We start from the raw sequence: 15,352 nt of genomic DNA, 5'->3' as shown, positions 1-15,352 counted from the left end.
GGGTTTATTTTTATTTAACCGATAAATGGAGGAATGAAGTATGAATAACTATTCGGTTACGTACAGTGATTTTACTGGTGACCCGTATAAAGACTGGATTCCGACAGACCAAACAAAAGGTGCTTCAAAAATTCTCCAATGGGCATACGAAACATACGGTGACGCTATTGTTTATGCCTGCAGTTTTGGTGCGGAAGGAGTAGTATTAGTTGATTTAATTTCCAAAGTACAAAAGAATGCTGAGATTGTATTTTTGGATACAGATCTTCATTTTCAGGAAACATATGACTTAATTGATAAAGCAAAGGAAAAGTATCCTGAACTGCGCATTCAACTAAAAAAACCTGATTTGACACTGGAAGAACAGGCTAATCAGCATGGTTCGGCACTGTGGAAACGCCAACCTGATCAATGTTGTTACATTCGAAAAATAAAGCCTCTTGAAGAAGCGCTAAGTGGGGCACCTGCTTGGATTTCTGGATTACGAAGAGAACAATCGCTATCAAGGAGTAAAACTGATTTTGTTAATAAAGATGAAAAATTTAAGTCGATCAAAGTTTGCCCGTTAATTCATTGGACCTGGGATGACGTATGGGATTATATCAAGGAAAATAACCTGCCATATAATGAATTGCACGATCAGGGTTACCCGAGTATTGGTTGTATCCCATGTACATCGAAAGTAACGGATTCTACGGATTCACGTGCAGGAAGATGGTCAGGATTCAATAAAACGGAGTGTGGCCTTCATACAAGCTGAAAATCCTTCTAATTAGATTCACTTTTTAGAAGAAAAATTTTTAAAGTTTAAACCAAGTAAACAACTTTGGATACAATACTTTATGCCTAAATTAATAGACATACAGTTAGGATGGGAAAAATGAAATTATGTGGGGTGAAGAGCTTTGCAGTTAAATGTAATGAATAGTCCTTTTAGTCAAGAGCAAACAGAAAATCTTAATGTCCTTTTACCAACGTTAACGGAAGCACAAAGAAATTGGCTTGGTGGATATCTTGCAGCTATACAGGTAACGGAATCTATTCCAAATGGGGAGACTGCTACCAACGGTATTGCCGTAGCAGCTCCACCTGCTGTTCAGATTGCTTCCAGGGAAGTGACGGTGCTTTATGGATCTGAAACAGGTACTGGCCAAAGACTTGCCGAAGAAGCAATCGGTAAGTTAGAAGGGAAAAATTTAAAGGTAAAAATAGCTGCATTAGATGATTTTAAAACAAAGGATCTAAAAAAGGTTGAAGATTTACTGATTATATCTGCCACCCATGGAGAAGGGGAACCACCAGATAATGCGATTTCTTTTTATGAATTTCTTCATAGCAGAAAGGCACCTAAACTTACAGACGTTCGCTTTTCCGTATTATCTCTCGGAGACCAGTCCTATGAATTTTTTTGTCAGACTGGCAAGGATTTCGATAAGCGTCTAGAGGAACTTGGAGGAGAAAGACTGTATCCAAGAGTCGATTGTGACTTGGATTTTGATGAACCTGCAGAAGAATGGATAGAGGGAGTCTTAGGAGTATTAAATGAAGCACAAGAAAGTGAATCCTCCCTTGCAGTACAGGAAGCAGCTGGAACTATTTTGGAGGAACGACAGGTTTATACAAGGACCAACCCATATATGGCTGAAATCTTAGATAATTTAAATTTGAGTGGGCGAGGATCAAACAAAGAAAATCGTCATCTTGAGTTATCTCTTGAAGGATCGAATCTGGTATTTGAACCTGGGGACAGCCTTGGAATATTACCGCAAAATAATCCTGAACTTGTAGACCAATTAATTAAGGAAATGAAATGGAATCCGGATGAGACCGTTCAAGTGAATAAACAGGGAGAAATCCGTTCGTTAAGAGAAGCATTGCTTTCTAATTTCGAGATTACTAGACTTACGAAGCCATTACTGGAGCAAGCGGCAGTGCTATTCGATAATGAAGCGTTACATGTACTTGTACAACCAGGACAGGAAGAAGCGCGAAAGGTTTATATCGATGGAAGAGATTTGCTCGATTTGGTAAAGGACTATCCACCAAAATCCATTGCACCTAGTGAATTTATTCAGATTCTGAGAAAGATTCCAGCTCGACTCTATTCGATAGCGAGTAGTTATAAAGCAAACCCAGATGAGGTGCAACTAACAATAGGAACAGTAAGATATCATGCACATGGACGTGATCGGGCTGGTGTATGCACGGAACAGATTGCTGAACGTATTGAACCAGGAGAACTTATGCCAGTGTATGTCCACCCTAACCCTAATTTTAAATTTCCTTTTGATACAGAAACACCTGTAATCATGATTGGACCTGGTACTGGTGTGGCTCCATATCGATCTTACTTAGAAGAATTAGAAGAGGAAGATATTAAGGTGAAAACATGGTTATTTTTCGGTGACCAGCACTTTGAAACTGACTTTCTATATCAGACAGAATGGCAGAACTGGCTCAATGAAGGTGTACTTACGAAAATGGATGTGGCTTTCTCCCGTGATACAGCTGAGAAGGTATATGTTCAGCACCGGATGCTTGAAAAGAGCAAGGAAGTTTATCAATGGCTGAATGAAGGGGCACATGTCTATGTATGTGGTGATGAAAAACATATGGCAACTGATGTTCATGCTACACTAACTGCAATTCTCGAACAAGAGGGTGGCTTCAGCCATGAAGAAGCAGAAGCATACTTGGGTGAAATGCGCAAACAGAAACGCTATCAACGTGACGTATATTAACGATAAGAAGGTATACGGAAAGGAGAATAAAGGCATGAGTAAAAATAAAATTCCAGAGCAAGTTGGACCGCTAGATGAAACGGAACACATTAAGAAGGACAGCAATTATTTACGTGGAACAATTGCAGAGGGGCTCGAGGACAGAATTACAGGAGCTATCTCGGAATCCGATAATAAGCTATTAAAGTTTCATGGAAGTTACCAACAGGATGATCGAGACGAAAGGGATGAGCGGCGACGTAAGAAGCTTGAACCTGCTTACCAATTCATGATTCGTGTGCGTTTGCCAGGTGGCGTATCGACACCGGAACAGTGGCTGACCATGGATGACCTTGCAGATAAATATGGAAATGAATCATTGCGACTCACTACTAGACAGACGTTTCAAATGCACGGAATATTGAAATGGAATCTCAAGAAAACCATGCAGGAAATGAACGAGGCTTTGATGACGACGATTGCGGCGTGTGGTGATATTAACAGGAATGTAATGTGTAATGTTAACCCTGAGCAATCTGAGGTTCATGCTGAGGTCTATGAATGTTCCAAGAAACTAAGTGATCACTTATTACCTGAGACGAATGCATATCATGAAATCTGGCTGGATGATAAAAAAGTTATCGATAGCCGTGAAGAAAATGAACCCATTTATGGAGATACCTATTTACCACGTAAATTTAAAATCGGTATCGCGGTTCCACCATCCAATGACGTAGATATTTTTTCACAGGATCTAGGGTTTATAGCGATCCTGGAAGATGAAAAACTAAAAGGGTTTAATGTAGCTGTTGGCGGTGGCATGGGAATGACACATGGTGATACAAAAACATATCCACAAGTTTCCCGTGTGATTGGGTTCTGTACACCGGAAAAAATAGCTGAGGTAGCAGAAAAGGTTGTTACCATTCAGCGAGACTTTGGTAACCGTTCCAACAGAAAGAATGCGCGTTTCAAATATACGATAGATGCTAGAGGGATTGATTGGTTCAAAGATGAACTGAATGAAAGATTAGAATGGGATCTTGATAAGCCCCGTTCGTATCACTTTGAGTCGAACGGTGATCGTTACGGTTGGGTGAAAGGAGAAGGCAAGTGGCATTTGACTCTCTTCATTCAAAACGGTCGAATTAAAGACTTTGAAGACTATCCCCTTCGCACTGGTTTACGTGAGATTGCTAAGGTACATAAGGGAGATTTTCGACTGACCCCGAATCAGAATTTGATTATCGCAAATGTTACGAGTAAAAATAAGAAACAGATCAACGAATTGGTTGAGAAATATAAGCTTACAGAAGGAAAGCATTATTCTGGATTGAGAAGAAACTCCATGGCATGTGTTGCTTTTCCGACTTGTGGGCTAGCCATGGCAGAATCTGAACGGTATCTTCCTGCTCTGTTGGATAAGATGGATGTCATCCTTGATGAGGCTGGGCTAAGTGAAGAAGAGATTGTCATCCGCATGTCCGGTTGTCCTAATGGGTGTTCCCGTCCAGCTTTGGCTGAAATTGCCTTTATTGGAAAAGCCCCAGGTAAATACAATATGTACCTTGGTGGTGCATTCAATGGAAGTCGTTTGAACAAACTCTACCTTGAAAATATCGGAGAAGAAGAGATTTTGAATGCCCTCCGTCCCATCTTTTTGCAGTATGCGAAGGAGCGGCAGCATGGAGAACATTTCGGTGATTTTGTAGTTCGTGCCGGGTATGTTGAAGAAGTACTTTCAGGACTGGATTTTCATACAACAAATAGTGCCAAAAGTTAAAGTTGGGACTACAGAGAGGAAGTGAAAGAATGGGAAAGGTCTATTTAGTAGGTGCTGGTCCCGGTGATCCAGACTTGATTACTGTTAAAGGGTTGAAAACGATTCAGAAAGCAGATGTTATTTTATATGACCGTTTAGTTAATGAATCGTTACTGAGTCATGCTTCAGATAAAGCAGAATTGATTTATTGTGGAAAAAGTCCCAATCATCATTCGCTTACGCAAGACGAGATAAATTATTTGCTCTGTAAATATGCGAACCAAGGGAAAGTGGTTACACGATTAAAAGGCGGAGACCCATTTATTTTTGGTAGAGGTGGAGAGGAAGCTGAATTACTCAAGAAAAACGGCATCTTCTATGAAATTGTCCCGGGAATCACTTCTGGTTCTGCAGCTCCCGCTTATGCAGGCATTCCATTAACTCACCGGGATTATAGCTCTTCGGTATCTTTTGTCTCGGGAGTTAGTAAAAGTGGTGAGTCTTATGAAAAGTACTGGGAAAATCTTGCACAAGGCTCTGATACGCTATGCATTTATATGGGAGTAAAAAATCTTCCTAATATTTGCGAAAGACTTATCCGATATGGTCGTCATCCAGATACGCCAATAGCCTTGATTCATTGGGGGACAACAGAGAACCAGCAAACGGTTACTGGAACATTGGCGAATATTTTAAATAAATCCCATACATTCAAGAATCCGTCTATGATTATTATCGGTGAGGTCGTCCGGCTTAGAGATCAAATTAAATGGTTTGAAACGGATTCTATAGAAAAGGCGCTTACTGCTGAGGCTATTTTAGGTTGAATAGGAGGGAGAAGAGTTGCAAGGAATTCTATATGTTAGTCATGGAAGCCGCATAACGGAAGCGACAACCGAGGCAATTGCCTGTATTACATCTGTAAAGGAACTGGTCAACGCTCCACTCCAGGAGATTTGTTTTCTGGAACTAGCTGAGCCAGATGTCACACAAGGTATTGACCGTCTGGTAAAGGAAGGAGCTTCTAGGATATCCATTGTACCTGTCCTGCTACTAAGTGCAGGGCATTACTTCAAGGACATCCCTGAAGAAGTGAACCGTTCTAAACTGAAATATCCTGGAATTACGTTCACCTATGGTCAACCACTAGGAGTGCAGGATCGCTTTACTACTATTTTGGAAGAACGAATTAAAGAGACTAACATTCCAGTCAATCCGGATGCAAAAATACTCCTTGTTGGTCGTGGCAGCCGTAACCCTCAAACAAAGATAGATATAGAAAATGTAGCAGATAAATTGCAAGCATTAATAAATATTCCGGTAGATATTTGTTTTCTGGCTGCATGTGAGCCTTCTTTTGAACAAGGAATACATTCTTCCTTAAGAGAAAAGCGATCACAAGTTTTCATCGTACCTTATCTTTGGTTCACAGGGGTACTCATGCAATTTTTGGAAAATAAAGTGAGTGAGTTGAATGAGACGGACAAAGGTTTCATCCTTTGCCGGCAACTTGGTGATCATTCTGCGATGAAAACTGCCTTGAAAGAACGTGTCTATGAATCTATTAAATAACAATAAAAATCTAAGATAGAGTATTTTTTCTCAAGTAAAGGAATGTTCAATATGACAGCAGTACCTCTTATGATTGAATTACGTGAACAAAATGTTGTTATTGTCGGAGGCGGTCATGTAGCGGAGCGAAGAATCCATTCTCTATTGCAGGGTGGAGCTTCCATAACCGTAATCAGTCCGGTGATCGAAGAAGGAATTCGTTTCCACTGGGAAAAAGGGAATTTAAAGTGGAAGAAAAAATATTTTGAATCCCATGATGTTGACGGAGCATTTCTAATCGTCGTCGCTACAAATGACTCGATGGTCAATGAGTCTGTTATTGAAGCTTCCCCTCCGAATTCCCTTATCAATGCTGTAGCAGAAGCAGACAAGGGAAATGTAGAATTTCCTGCGTTCTTTAGACGGGGTAAGTTAACGATTGGTATTTCAACCAACGGAGCAAGTCCACAGCTTTCTACCAAAATAAAAAGAGATCTTCAAACTGTATATAGTGAGAAGTATGAAGATTATTTGGACTTTTTGTTTGAAAGTCGGCAACTTATTAAAAAATCTACGTTTGATAAAATGCATCAAAAGCTACTATTAAAAGAACTTCTTTCCGATAGCTTTCTGGATAAAAACAAACAGATGAAAGCAATGAATTGGTTCGGAAAATTGCCCAAAAACGAGATAATGGGATAACTATATTTATATGGAGGTTTTAAACGATGGCAGTGACTAAACAAAAGCAACCAGAAACGATCTTGCCGCACGGTGGTAAGCTTGTAAATAGAGAATTAATTGGTGCACAGAAACAATCCTATCTAAATAAATTAAATTCATTACAATCTCTTCAATTAGATGCCTGGAGCTTATCTGATTTGGAACTGATTGCAATCGGTGGATTTAGCCCGTTAACTGGATTTATGGGGCAGGCAGATTATACACGTGTTATTGAAGAAACTCGACTGGAAGATGGGACAATTTGGAGTATTCCCATTACCCTTCCAGTAACTGAGGAGCAAGCAGAGTCTTTTGAAATTGGTTCAACGATTGCGCTTATTGGAGAAGATAATGTTTTCTATGGTGTACTTGAATTGGAAGAAAAGTATACATATGACAAAGAAAAGGAAGCCAGTCTTGTATATGGTACAACTGACCCCGCTCATCCTGGTGTAAAGAAGCTTTATGAAAGAGGAGAAGTGTATCTGGCTGGACCAATTTATTTGCTGAATCGACCAAGCCATGGTAATTTTGAAGATTTTTATTTTGATCCATCTGAGACAAGGAAATTATTTGCTGACCTAGGATGGAAGACCGTTGTTGGTTTTCAGACACGCAATCCTGTCCACCGCGCCCATGAATATATTCAAAAGTGTGCACTGGAGTCCGTAGACGGATTATTGTTGAATCCATTGGTAGGCGAAACGAAGTCGGATGATATATCAGCTGAAATTCGAATGGAGAGCTATCAGGTTATCTTAAAGAACTATTATCCTGTAAATCGTACTCGGCTTGTCGTTTATCCTGCAGCAATGCGTTATGCTGGGCCGAAAGAGGCAATCCTGCATGCCATTGTCCGTAAAAATTATGGCTGCACCCATTTTATTGTTGGCAGAGACCATGCGGGTGTAGGTGATTACTATGGCACCTATGAGGCACAGGAATTAATATCCGAATTTGAAGAAGAACTCGGTATTCAAATATTCAAATTTGAGCATGCATTTTATTGTACAACATGCGAAAACATGGGTACGGAAAAAACATGCCCACATGGTAAAGAATCCCATGTTCATCTCAGTGGTACTAAAGTACGTGAAAAGCTTCGTAATGGAGAGGAACTTCCTAAAGAATTTTCCCGTCCGGAGGTTGCAGCAGTGCTTATTAAAGGAATGAAATAAAATTAACTAAAGGTGTAGTTCAAGAGGAAGATAAAAGGACCAAGACATTCGATGGCCATTTTACCGTGCTTTTTGAACAACCTCTAAAGGGTGTTTCCCATGTCAGTTGAAACGATATTTGTTCTTGTCATGGTTATAGCCATGTTTAGTGCCCTGCTTTTTGAAATTGCCAGTCCTGCTTTCGTCGTTTTTACAGTGCTTATTATATTCCTGATCACTGGCATACTCAGTCCCGAAGAAGCACTGAGTGGATTTTCCAATGAAGGAATGCTTACCATAGCCCTTCTTTTTATTGTGGCCGGGGCTGTGCAGAAAAGCGGTATTATAGAAAATATGATGAAAGCCTGGCTCGCTGGCAGTAGCAGTTTACTAGGTTCGATGATTCGCTTTTTTGTACCTGTCTCATTGCTTTCTGGATTTTTAAATAATACACCAATCGTTGTTACCTTTACACCAATGCTCAAAAGGTGGTGCGAGGAGCGAGGGATTGCTCCTTCAAAGTTTTTAATTCCGCTCTCCTATGCCACCATTCTTGGTGGAACGATTACCGTTATAGGGACATCTACAAATTTAGTAGTCCATGGTATGTTAGTTGATTATGGTTATGAGGGATTTTCGTTATTCGAGCTGGCAATCGTTGGGATACCGATAACGATCGTCGGTCTCCTCTATATTTTTACGATAGGCTATAAATTACTGCCGGAACATAAGGGTTTTCAGCAACAGGTAAAAGAGGATTCGAGGGAGTACATTGCAGAGTTAGTTGTTGAAGCAACTTTTCCATATATAAATCAGAGTGTCAAGCAAGCTGGGTTAAGAGAACTTAAAGGCTTATATCTGATTGAAATTATCCGTGGCAAGGAACGTATCTCACCTGTACGATCAACAACGACTATCCAAGCAGCTGATCGATTGATTTTCACCGGGCTAATATCCACACTAACAGATGTTCAAATGACGAAAGGGTTAACATTAAGAACGGGTACTCATTTGGATATTGATGAATTAAAAAATGGCAATACAGAGATTGTGGAAGCGGTTATATCGCATCAATCTTCCTTACAATCCAAGTCGATTAAACAATCAAAATTCCGATCGAGATATGATGCTGGTGTAATTGCAGTCCACCGTAAAAACGAACGAATTGCAAGTAAAATTGGTGATATCGTTTTAAAACCAGGTGACTCTTTACTGCTGCTGGCTGGTACAGATTTTGTGGAAAAATTTAATCAATCCAATGATTTCTATGTTCTCACACCCCTGGATACACCGGAGTCACTAAAGCGCAATCCAGCAAAAGGAAAGCTTTCCATTATTATATTTATTGGCATGATTTTGTTGGTCACATTTGGTGTATTAAGTATGTTAAAAGGTATGGCAATGGCTGTCGTGCTGTTACTTTTAACGAGAATAATAACAGCTGAAGAAGCGAAGCGATATATCCATTTTGATGTATTGCTTTTAATTTCCTGTTCCTTTGGTATCGGGCTTGCTATGTCGAAAACAGGTCTGGCAGGGTGGATTGCAGAGGGGTTATTAACTGTTGGCAAGCCGTTGGGATTATTTGCAATTCTGTTATTGATCTATATATTAACAAATATTTTTACAGAATTAATTACAAATAGTGCTGCTGCTATATTGATGATTCCAATCGGGTTAGAAATGGCAGCGAGTCTGCAAATGGATCCAATAGGTTTTGCTGTTACCATTGCAATTGCTTCCTCAGCGAGTTTCATCACACCAATTGGCTACCAAACCAATCTTATTGTATATGGTCCAGGTGGATACAAGTTTACTGATTATATTAAAATAGGAACGCCACTCAGTGTAATCGTAATGGCTATCACTGTCATAATTGTTTACTTTTGGTGGTTTTAGGAGGATAAAAATGAGTCAATCTACAAATATTGTATGGCATGAATCCCATGTTACAAAAGAAGAAAGAGTAAACTTGAATCAACATAAAAGTGCTGTTTTATGGTTTACGGGTTTATCAGGTTCCGGAAAATCCACTTTATCTGTAGCATTGGAGAAAGAGCTTCACGCTCAGGGAATACATACGTATCGTTTGGATGGCGATAATGTGCGTCATGGCTTGAACAAAAATTTAGGCTTTAGCCCGGAAGATCGCACAGAAAATATCCGGCGTATCGGGGAAGTTGCAAATTTAATGGTTGATGCTGGATTACTGACATTAACCGCTTTTATTTCACCTTACCGTACAGATCGTGATAATGTGCGCGCGTTGCTTGATGAGAATGAATTCCTTGAAATCTATGTAAAATGCAGTTTGGAAGCATGTGAGAATCGTGATCCTAAAGGTCTATACAAAAAAGCCCGGGCCGGTGAAATTAAGAGTTTTACCGGGATTGATGCACCATACGAAGAGCCTAATCATCCGGAAATTACAGTAGACACGGAAATTCAATCGTTAGAAGAATCGGTTCAAGTAATCATCAATTATTTAAAAGAAAAACAGTATATTGATGCAAGAAGATAAATGCAAAAACACCTCCAACTATTTAATCTTGGAGGTGTTTTTGTTTATTTCGCATCGTTATGTTCAGCTATTTTTATCATTTAAAAGTTTATTCGGGTTAAGAATAGCGTTTGGATCAAGCACCTGTTTAATCTTACGCATAACTTCCAGTGCTTCACCGTGTTCCTTCTCTTGATATTTCTGCTTTCCAAAACCTACTCCATGTTCACCGGTACAAGTACCACCGCGAGCCAAAGCATATTCAACGATTTGTTCATTTAATTCCTTCGATTTTTGAATTTCTTCCGGGTCATTCATATCAATCATAAGAATGATATGATAGTTACCATCACCTACATGACCGGTAATGCCTCCCGGGAGTCCGAGTTGATCAATTACTACTCTTGCATGGTGGATTGCACCTGCCAATTCGGAGATTGGCAGACATACATCGGTTACCATCATTTTTCTTCCTGGATAACTATGAATATAAGCATATGCCAGGTTATGTCTTGCATCCCAGAGCTGGTTACGGGCGGCAGTATCTGTTTCAAACTGGATATCCAGGCAGTTAAAGTCCTCGAAAATATCTTTTGTAAATGCGACATCCTGTTTTAAACCTGCTTCGTTCCCATGAAATTCGAGAAAGAGAGTCGGAACTTCTTCATAAGTTGATTCACTGAAATGATTTACTTGTTTTACAGAAGTTTCATCTACAATTTCTATTCTTCCAATTGGAATACCTGCCTGTAATACTGCTACAACAGCTTCAACTGCATCGTCTATCGTTTTAAATGTAGCTCTCGCTGCTGACATAAATTCCGGAATTCCAAATATTTTCAATGTCAATTCAGTAATACATCCAAGTGTACCTTCTGATCCGACAAAAATGCCATTTAAATGATAACCGGAAGATGATTTCGCTGCTAATGTACCAGTATGTATCGTTGTGCCATCTGCCAGAACAACTTCCATATCGCGGACATTATCTCGCATTGTTCCGTATTTTACGGAAAGTGTACCACTTGCATTGGTGGCTGCCATCCCGCCAAGCGTAGCATCCGCACCAGGATCGACTGGGAAGAAGAGTCCATATTTACTCAACTCTTTATTCAATTGTGTTCGGGTAACACCAGGTTCAATCTTAACGAGAAAGTCCTTTTCTTTAATTTCAATAATCTTATTCATTAATGAAAAATCTATCGTTATTCCCCGGTCATATGGGATGATATGACCTTCCAGGCTTGTCCCCATTCCGAAAGGCTGAACCGGAACTTTATGTTCATTCGCAAACTTTAAAATTGCACTGACTTGCTCGGAAGTTTCGGGATAAACAACTACATCCGGCTTACTTGGTATGTGATAGGATTCATCTTTACTATGTAAATCCAATATCGTTTCATTGGTACTAATTTGACTATCATTCAGTATATTACGTAATTCGGAAATCATATTCGACACAGCTTGATCCATATATATATCGCCCCTCAATTTCAATAATTTATACTATTTAAACTATTTATTTTACAGATGTAGTATATAGGAATTTAGAGTTAAAGTCTATGGAATTTTAATTGTTCGACCTTTGTACTGGTAAATTATATAACTATAATTCAATCATACTACACATCTAACTGAATATATATTTAAGAGGTTGTTAAATTTGAAACAAGGGGGATTCGTATGTCGGAACATAATTCGGAAAAAGAAAAAGTTGTATCCAGACGTTCATTCCTAAGGAACACAGGCATGGTGACAGGTGGCGTTGTGGGAGGTGCAGTACTAGGTGGTTTATTTAACCCATTTAGAACGGAAGAAAAGCCTACAGTAACAGAAACAGTAGATCATCAGGCCCATACACCGATCGATTACAGTGAAACTCGGCAATTTTTCAAAAGGAAAGAGGACTTTGATGTGTTGAGTATGGCTACGGAAAGAATCTTCCCGGAAGATGAGCATGGGCCGGGGGCTATTGGGTTGGGAGTTCCTTATTTTATTGACAAGCAGTTGGCGGGGCCTTGGGGTAGGAATGCGGATAATTATATGCGTCCCCCTTTTCAACCAGGAGAAGTACCATTAAATCGAGGAGACATTTTTCTACAAGGTGTACGAAAAATCAATGAAGTGAGCAGACAGAAGCATGAGAAATTATTTATTGATTTAGAAAAGGAAAATCAAATTGAAATACTGGAAGCTTTTGAAAGTGGAGATGTAGAGATGAACAAAATATCTTCATCTACATTTTTCTCTCTTTTAAGGCAGGGGACAATAGAAGGGGCATATTCAGATCCTATGTACGGTGGAAATAAAAATATGGAAGGATGGAAAATGAAGGAATTCCCGGGTGCACAAATGTCTTACTTAGATATGGTTGAAGAAGAAGAATTTAAGGTTATTGAGCCGATCAGTTTAGGTGGCCATCATTAATATATAAATAGATAAACATGAGGAGGGATTGAATGGTTACTAAATTAGATAAAGTTGATGTGGTAACAGTAGGTGTAGGATGGGCAGGAGGAATAGTTGCCTCGGAACTTACAAAGGCAGGCTATAAAGTCGTTGGACTTGAACGAGGAGAAGAAAGGACATTAGAAGATTATTTACATGGTCATGATGAGTTGAAATATTCCAACAGGCAAGAAATGATGGTTGATTTGTCGGATGATACTGTCACATTTCGAAATACACTTTCTGATGAGGCTATTCCTGTTCGTGAACCTTCATCTTTTATTGTAGGTACTGGTTTAGGTGGTGGCGGATCACATTGGTCAGCACAAACCCACCGTTATTTTCCATACGATTTTGAAATACGGAGTAAAACGATTGAACGTTATGGAGAGGAAAAAATACCACAAGATATGACCTTGCAAGATTGGGGAATTACCTACAATGAGTTAGAGCCATACTATGATAAGTTTGAAAAAATGGTAGGAATATCAGGAGAAGTAGATCCTCTAGGTCAAGAACGTTCTAATCCTTATCCAAATCCGCCAATGAAAAAAACTCCTGCTATGAAGCTTTTTCATGAAGCAGCAGAAAGTCTCGGTTATCATCCTTACGTTATTCCTACTGGTAACGTGACACAGACTTACGAAAATCCTGATGGTCAAACTTTAAATGCATGTCAATATTGTGCATTTTGCGGAAGTTACGGTTGTGAATATGGTGCAAAATCTGATCCTATTGTAACCGTTCTACCAGTTGCAAAAAAAACTGGAAATTTTGAACTTCGTACGAATTCGAATGTAAAGCGAGTATTGTATGAGGGGGAAAAAGCAACTGGTGTTATATATGTGGACACGCAAACAGGAGAGGAATTTGAACAACCTGCTGATTTAGTCGTTTTAACAAGCTACACGTTTAATAATATACGTCTTTTGTTACTATCCAAAATTGGAAAACCATATGATCCTAAGACTGGTGAGGGAGTAATCGGAAAGAACTTTACCGATCACCATAATTATTATGGTGGAAGAGGATTCTTTAACGAGAAAAAATTTAATCTCTATGTAGGATCTGGGGCCCAAGGTGTAACATTCTCAGATTTTACCGCAGATCATTTTGATCACAATAATTTCGATTTTATACACGGTGGTCAGGTGGAATATAGGCAGGGGGGATCTCCACCTATAGTAACCAACCCAGTACCTAAGGGTACTCCAAATTGGGGAGAAGAATTTAAGGAAAAGTCTCTATACTACTATAATCGAACGCTTTCTTTTATGACACAAAAAGCTGTTATGCCATGGAAAGAACATTACGTAGATTTGGATCCTAACTACGTAGATACTTCAGGCGATCCACTTGTTCGTGTTACATGGGATTATACAGATCAAGATCGTAATTTGCATGAATTATTAAAGCAAAAAGGAGAAGAAGTATTTACTGAGATGGGGGCAGATATTATTGAAATCGATGAGATGCCCGAACACTTTCCAGGAACTTTTAATGGTCAGCATAACGGTGGTGGGGTAATAATGGGAGATAATCCAGAAACATCTGCCGTGAATACTTATCTGCAAATGTGGGATGTAGATAATTTATTTGTTTGTGGGGCTTCGGCATTTCCTCATTTTGGACCAACGAATCCTACCACTACAATGGGTGCACTAACCTACAGAGCCACAGAAGGAATGATCAAATACCTCAAAAATGGCGGTGGCCAATTAGTAAAAGCTAAAAGTATGAAACAAAACACTTAAATGTATGCGCTTTCAAATAGAGATTGGAGGTTAACATATGTTATCCAATATTGGCATACCAGGATTAATCTTAATCTTAATTCTAGCTCTAATCATTTTCGGTCCTAAAAAGTTACCTGAAATAGGTAAAGCCTTTGGGCAAACACTTAAGGAGTTCAAGAAATCGACCAATGAGTTATTGGAAGATGATTCTCCTAAGGTGGAGAAGGAGGATTCACAGGGGGAAAAAGTTTAACTTAGAAGTCTAGTTAAGACATTCAATAACAAGTAAATAAAATGAAGCCTCAGTGATGGTTTATGGGCTTCATTTTATTTGTTTTATATTAAAAATTAATAGGTAATAACTTACAGTGCAACGAAGGGTATGATAGAATACTAGAAAAACGACAGTGGTCAATTAGTCCAAGCTAAGAAAATAACCCAAAATACTTAAAATCTCTCTTAAAGTAGCGTATAATAAATAATAGCTTGGAGGTGACACCTTATGGGTTTTGCAAATATAGGAATTCCTGGTTTAATACTTATCGTAATTTTAGCTTTAATCATTTTTGGACCAAAGAAACTGCCTGAGATTGGCAAAGCAGCTGGACAAACGCTTCGTGAGTTTAAGACTTCTGCCAATAATTTAATGGATGATGATGAGACTTCAGACGCGGATAAAGAGAAAGCCAAAAAGGATTCAGATAAAGAACCAGAAAAAGCATAAAACAAACACCTGAGTCAGTTCAATCTGATCC

General features: G+C 39.2%; 14 protein-coding genes. 13 read left to right on the top strand and 1 reads right to left on the bottom strand.

Features of this window, described 5'->3' with window-relative positions:
• Positions 1-40 precede the first annotated feature (40 nt).
• The 9 genes from ACFOUV_RS11020 (at position 41) to cysC (ending at position 10,434) form a co-directional block, all read left to right on the top strand.
• Positions 41-760, top strand: a complete 720-nt coding sequence (locus ACFOUV_RS11020; protein WP_379496824.1) for a phosphoadenylyl-sulfate reductase — start codon at positions 41-43, stop codon at positions 758-760.
• Positions 761-905: 145 nt separating this feature from the next.
• Complete coding sequence (locus ACFOUV_RS11015; RefSeq protein ID WP_379496823.1) at positions 906-2,741, top strand: assimilatory sulfite reductase (NADPH) flavoprotein subunit; 1,836 nt, start codon at positions 906-908, stop codon at positions 2,739-2,741.
• Positions 2,742-2,775: 34 nt separating this feature from the next.
• Positions 2,776-4,503 (top strand): assimilatory sulfite reductase (NADPH) hemoprotein subunit, encoded by a 1,728-nt coding sequence (gene cysI / locus ACFOUV_RS11010; protein WP_379496822.1) that lies wholly within the window; start codon positions 2,776-2,778, stop codon positions 4,501-4,503.
• A gap of 29 nt (positions 4,504-4,532) precedes the next feature.
• A complete protein-coding gene (gene cobA, locus ACFOUV_RS11005) occupies positions 4,533-5,309 on the top strand; it encodes a uroporphyrinogen-III C-methyltransferase (RefSeq protein ID WP_379496821.1) in 777 nt (258 codons plus the stop codon).
• A 16-nt stretch (positions 5,310-5,325) separates the two neighbouring features.
• Positions 5,326-6,054 (top strand): sirohydrochlorin chelatase, encoded by a 729-nt coding sequence (locus ACFOUV_RS11000; protein ID WP_379496820.1) that lies wholly within the window; start codon positions 5,326-5,328, stop codon positions 6,052-6,054.
• Between the two features lie 51 nt (positions 6,055-6,105).
• Positions 6,106-6,735 carry an NAD(P)-binding protein gene (locus tag ACFOUV_RS10995; protein WP_379496819.1) on the top strand — a complete coding sequence of 210 codons (630 nt, stop codon included), beginning with the start codon at positions 6,106-6,108 and terminating at the stop codon, positions 6,733-6,735.
• 26 nt (positions 6,736-6,761) lie between these two features.
• Positions 6,762-7,934, top strand: coding sequence for a sulfate adenylyltransferase (sat, locus tag ACFOUV_RS10990; protein ID WP_379496818.1), 1,173 nt, complete (start codon positions 6,762-6,764; stop codon positions 7,932-7,934).
• 99 nt (positions 7,935-8,033) lie between these two features.
• Entirely contained in the window at positions 8,034-9,812 is a 1,779-nt protein-coding gene (locus tag ACFOUV_RS10985; protein WP_379496817.1) for an SLC13 family permease, read from the top strand.
• Positions 9,813-9,822: 10 nt separating this feature from the next.
• A complete protein-coding gene (gene cysC / locus ACFOUV_RS10980) occupies positions 9,823-10,434 on the top strand; it encodes an adenylyl-sulfate kinase (protein ID WP_379496816.1) in 612 nt (203 codons plus the stop codon).
• 63 nt (positions 10,435-10,497) lie between these two features.
• Here cysC and ACFOUV_RS10975 read toward each other — a convergent pair whose 3' ends face one another.
• On the bottom strand, positions 10,498-11,865 hold the full coding sequence (locus ACFOUV_RS10975) for an FAD-binding oxidoreductase (RefSeq protein WP_379497250.1): 1,368 nt from the start codon (positions 11,863-11,865) through the stop codon (positions 10,498-10,500).
• A 231-nt stretch (positions 11,866-12,096) separates the two neighbouring features.
• Between ACFOUV_RS10975 and ACFOUV_RS10970 the strand changes: the two genes are divergently transcribed.
• The 4 genes from ACFOUV_RS10970 (at position 12,097) to tatA (ACFOUV_RS10955) (ending at position 15,321) form a co-directional block, all read left to right on the top strand.
• Entirely contained in the window at positions 12,097-12,840 is a 744-nt protein-coding gene (locus ACFOUV_RS10970; RefSeq protein WP_379496815.1) for a gluconate 2-dehydrogenase subunit 3 family protein, read from the top strand.
• A 32-nt stretch (positions 12,841-12,872) separates the two neighbouring features.
• Entirely contained in the window at positions 12,873-14,615 is a 1,743-nt protein-coding gene (locus ACFOUV_RS10965; protein WP_379496814.1) for a GMC family oxidoreductase, read from the top strand.
• A 37-nt stretch (positions 14,616-14,652) separates the two neighbouring features.
• Complete coding sequence (gene tatA, locus ACFOUV_RS10960; protein ID WP_379496813.1) at positions 14,653-14,850, top strand: twin-arginine translocase TatA/TatE family subunit; 198 nt, start codon at positions 14,653-14,655, stop codon at positions 14,848-14,850.
• Between the two features lie 249 nt (positions 14,851-15,099).
• Entirely contained in the window at positions 15,100-15,321 is a 222-nt protein-coding gene (gene tatA / locus ACFOUV_RS10955; RefSeq protein ID WP_379496812.1) for a twin-arginine translocase TatA/TatE family subunit, read from the top strand.
• Positions 15,322-15,352: the final 31 nt, after the last annotated feature.

The sequence above is a fragment of the Oceanobacillus longus genome, from assembly GCF_042650085.1.
In the GTDB taxonomy this organism is placed as follows: domain Bacteria; phylum Bacillota; class Bacilli; order Bacillales; family Amphibacillaceae; genus Oceanobacillus; species Oceanobacillus longus.
This window is presented reverse-complemented; position numbering and strand designations above follow the sequence as displayed.

What these genes read in the sequence shown, in the direction of transcription:
- ACFOUV_RS11020 (WP_379496824.1), top strand. Translation starts at nt 41, where the DNA reads ATGAATAACTATTCGGTTACGTACAGTGATTTTACTGGTGACCCGTAT.
- cysI (WP_379496822.1), top strand. Translation starts at nt 2,776, where the DNA reads ATGAGTAAAAATAAAATTCCAGAGCAAGTTGGACCGCTAGATGAAACG.
- cobA (WP_379496821.1), top strand. Translation starts at nt 4,533, where the DNA reads ATGGGAAAGGTCTATTTAGTAGGTGCTGGTCCCGGTGATCCAGACTTG.
- ACFOUV_RS10995 (WP_379496819.1), top strand. Translation starts at nt 6,106, where the DNA reads ATGACAGCAGTACCTCTTATGATTGAATTACGTGAACAAAATGTTGTT.
- sat (WP_379496818.1), top strand. Translation starts at nt 6,762, where the DNA reads ATGGCAGTGACTAAACAAAAGCAACCAGAAACGATCTTGCCGCACGGT.
- ACFOUV_RS10985 (WP_379496817.1), top strand. Translation starts at nt 8,034, where the DNA reads ATGTCAGTTGAAACGATATTTGTTCTTGTCATGGTTATAGCCATGTTT.
- cysC (WP_379496816.1), top strand. Translation starts at nt 9,823, where the DNA reads ATGAGTCAATCTACAAATATTGTATGGCATGAATCCCATGTTACAAAA.
- ACFOUV_RS10975 (WP_379497250.1), bottom strand. Translation starts at nt 11,865, where the DNA reads ATGATTTCCGAATTACGTAATATACTGAATGATAGTCAAATTAGTACC.
- ACFOUV_RS10970 (WP_379496815.1), top strand. Translation starts at nt 12,097, where the DNA reads ATGTCGGAACATAATTCGGAAAAAGAAAAAGTTGTATCCAGACGTTCA.
- ACFOUV_RS10965 (WP_379496814.1), top strand. Translation starts at nt 12,873, where the DNA reads ATGGTTACTAAATTAGATAAAGTTGATGTGGTAACAGTAGGTGTAGGA.
- tatA (WP_379496813.1), top strand. Translation starts at nt 14,653, where the DNA reads ATGTTATCCAATATTGGCATACCAGGATTAATCTTAATCTTAATTCTA.
- tatA (WP_379496812.1), top strand. Translation starts at nt 15,100, where the DNA reads ATGGGTTTTGCAAATATAGGAATTCCTGGTTTAATACTTATCGTAATT.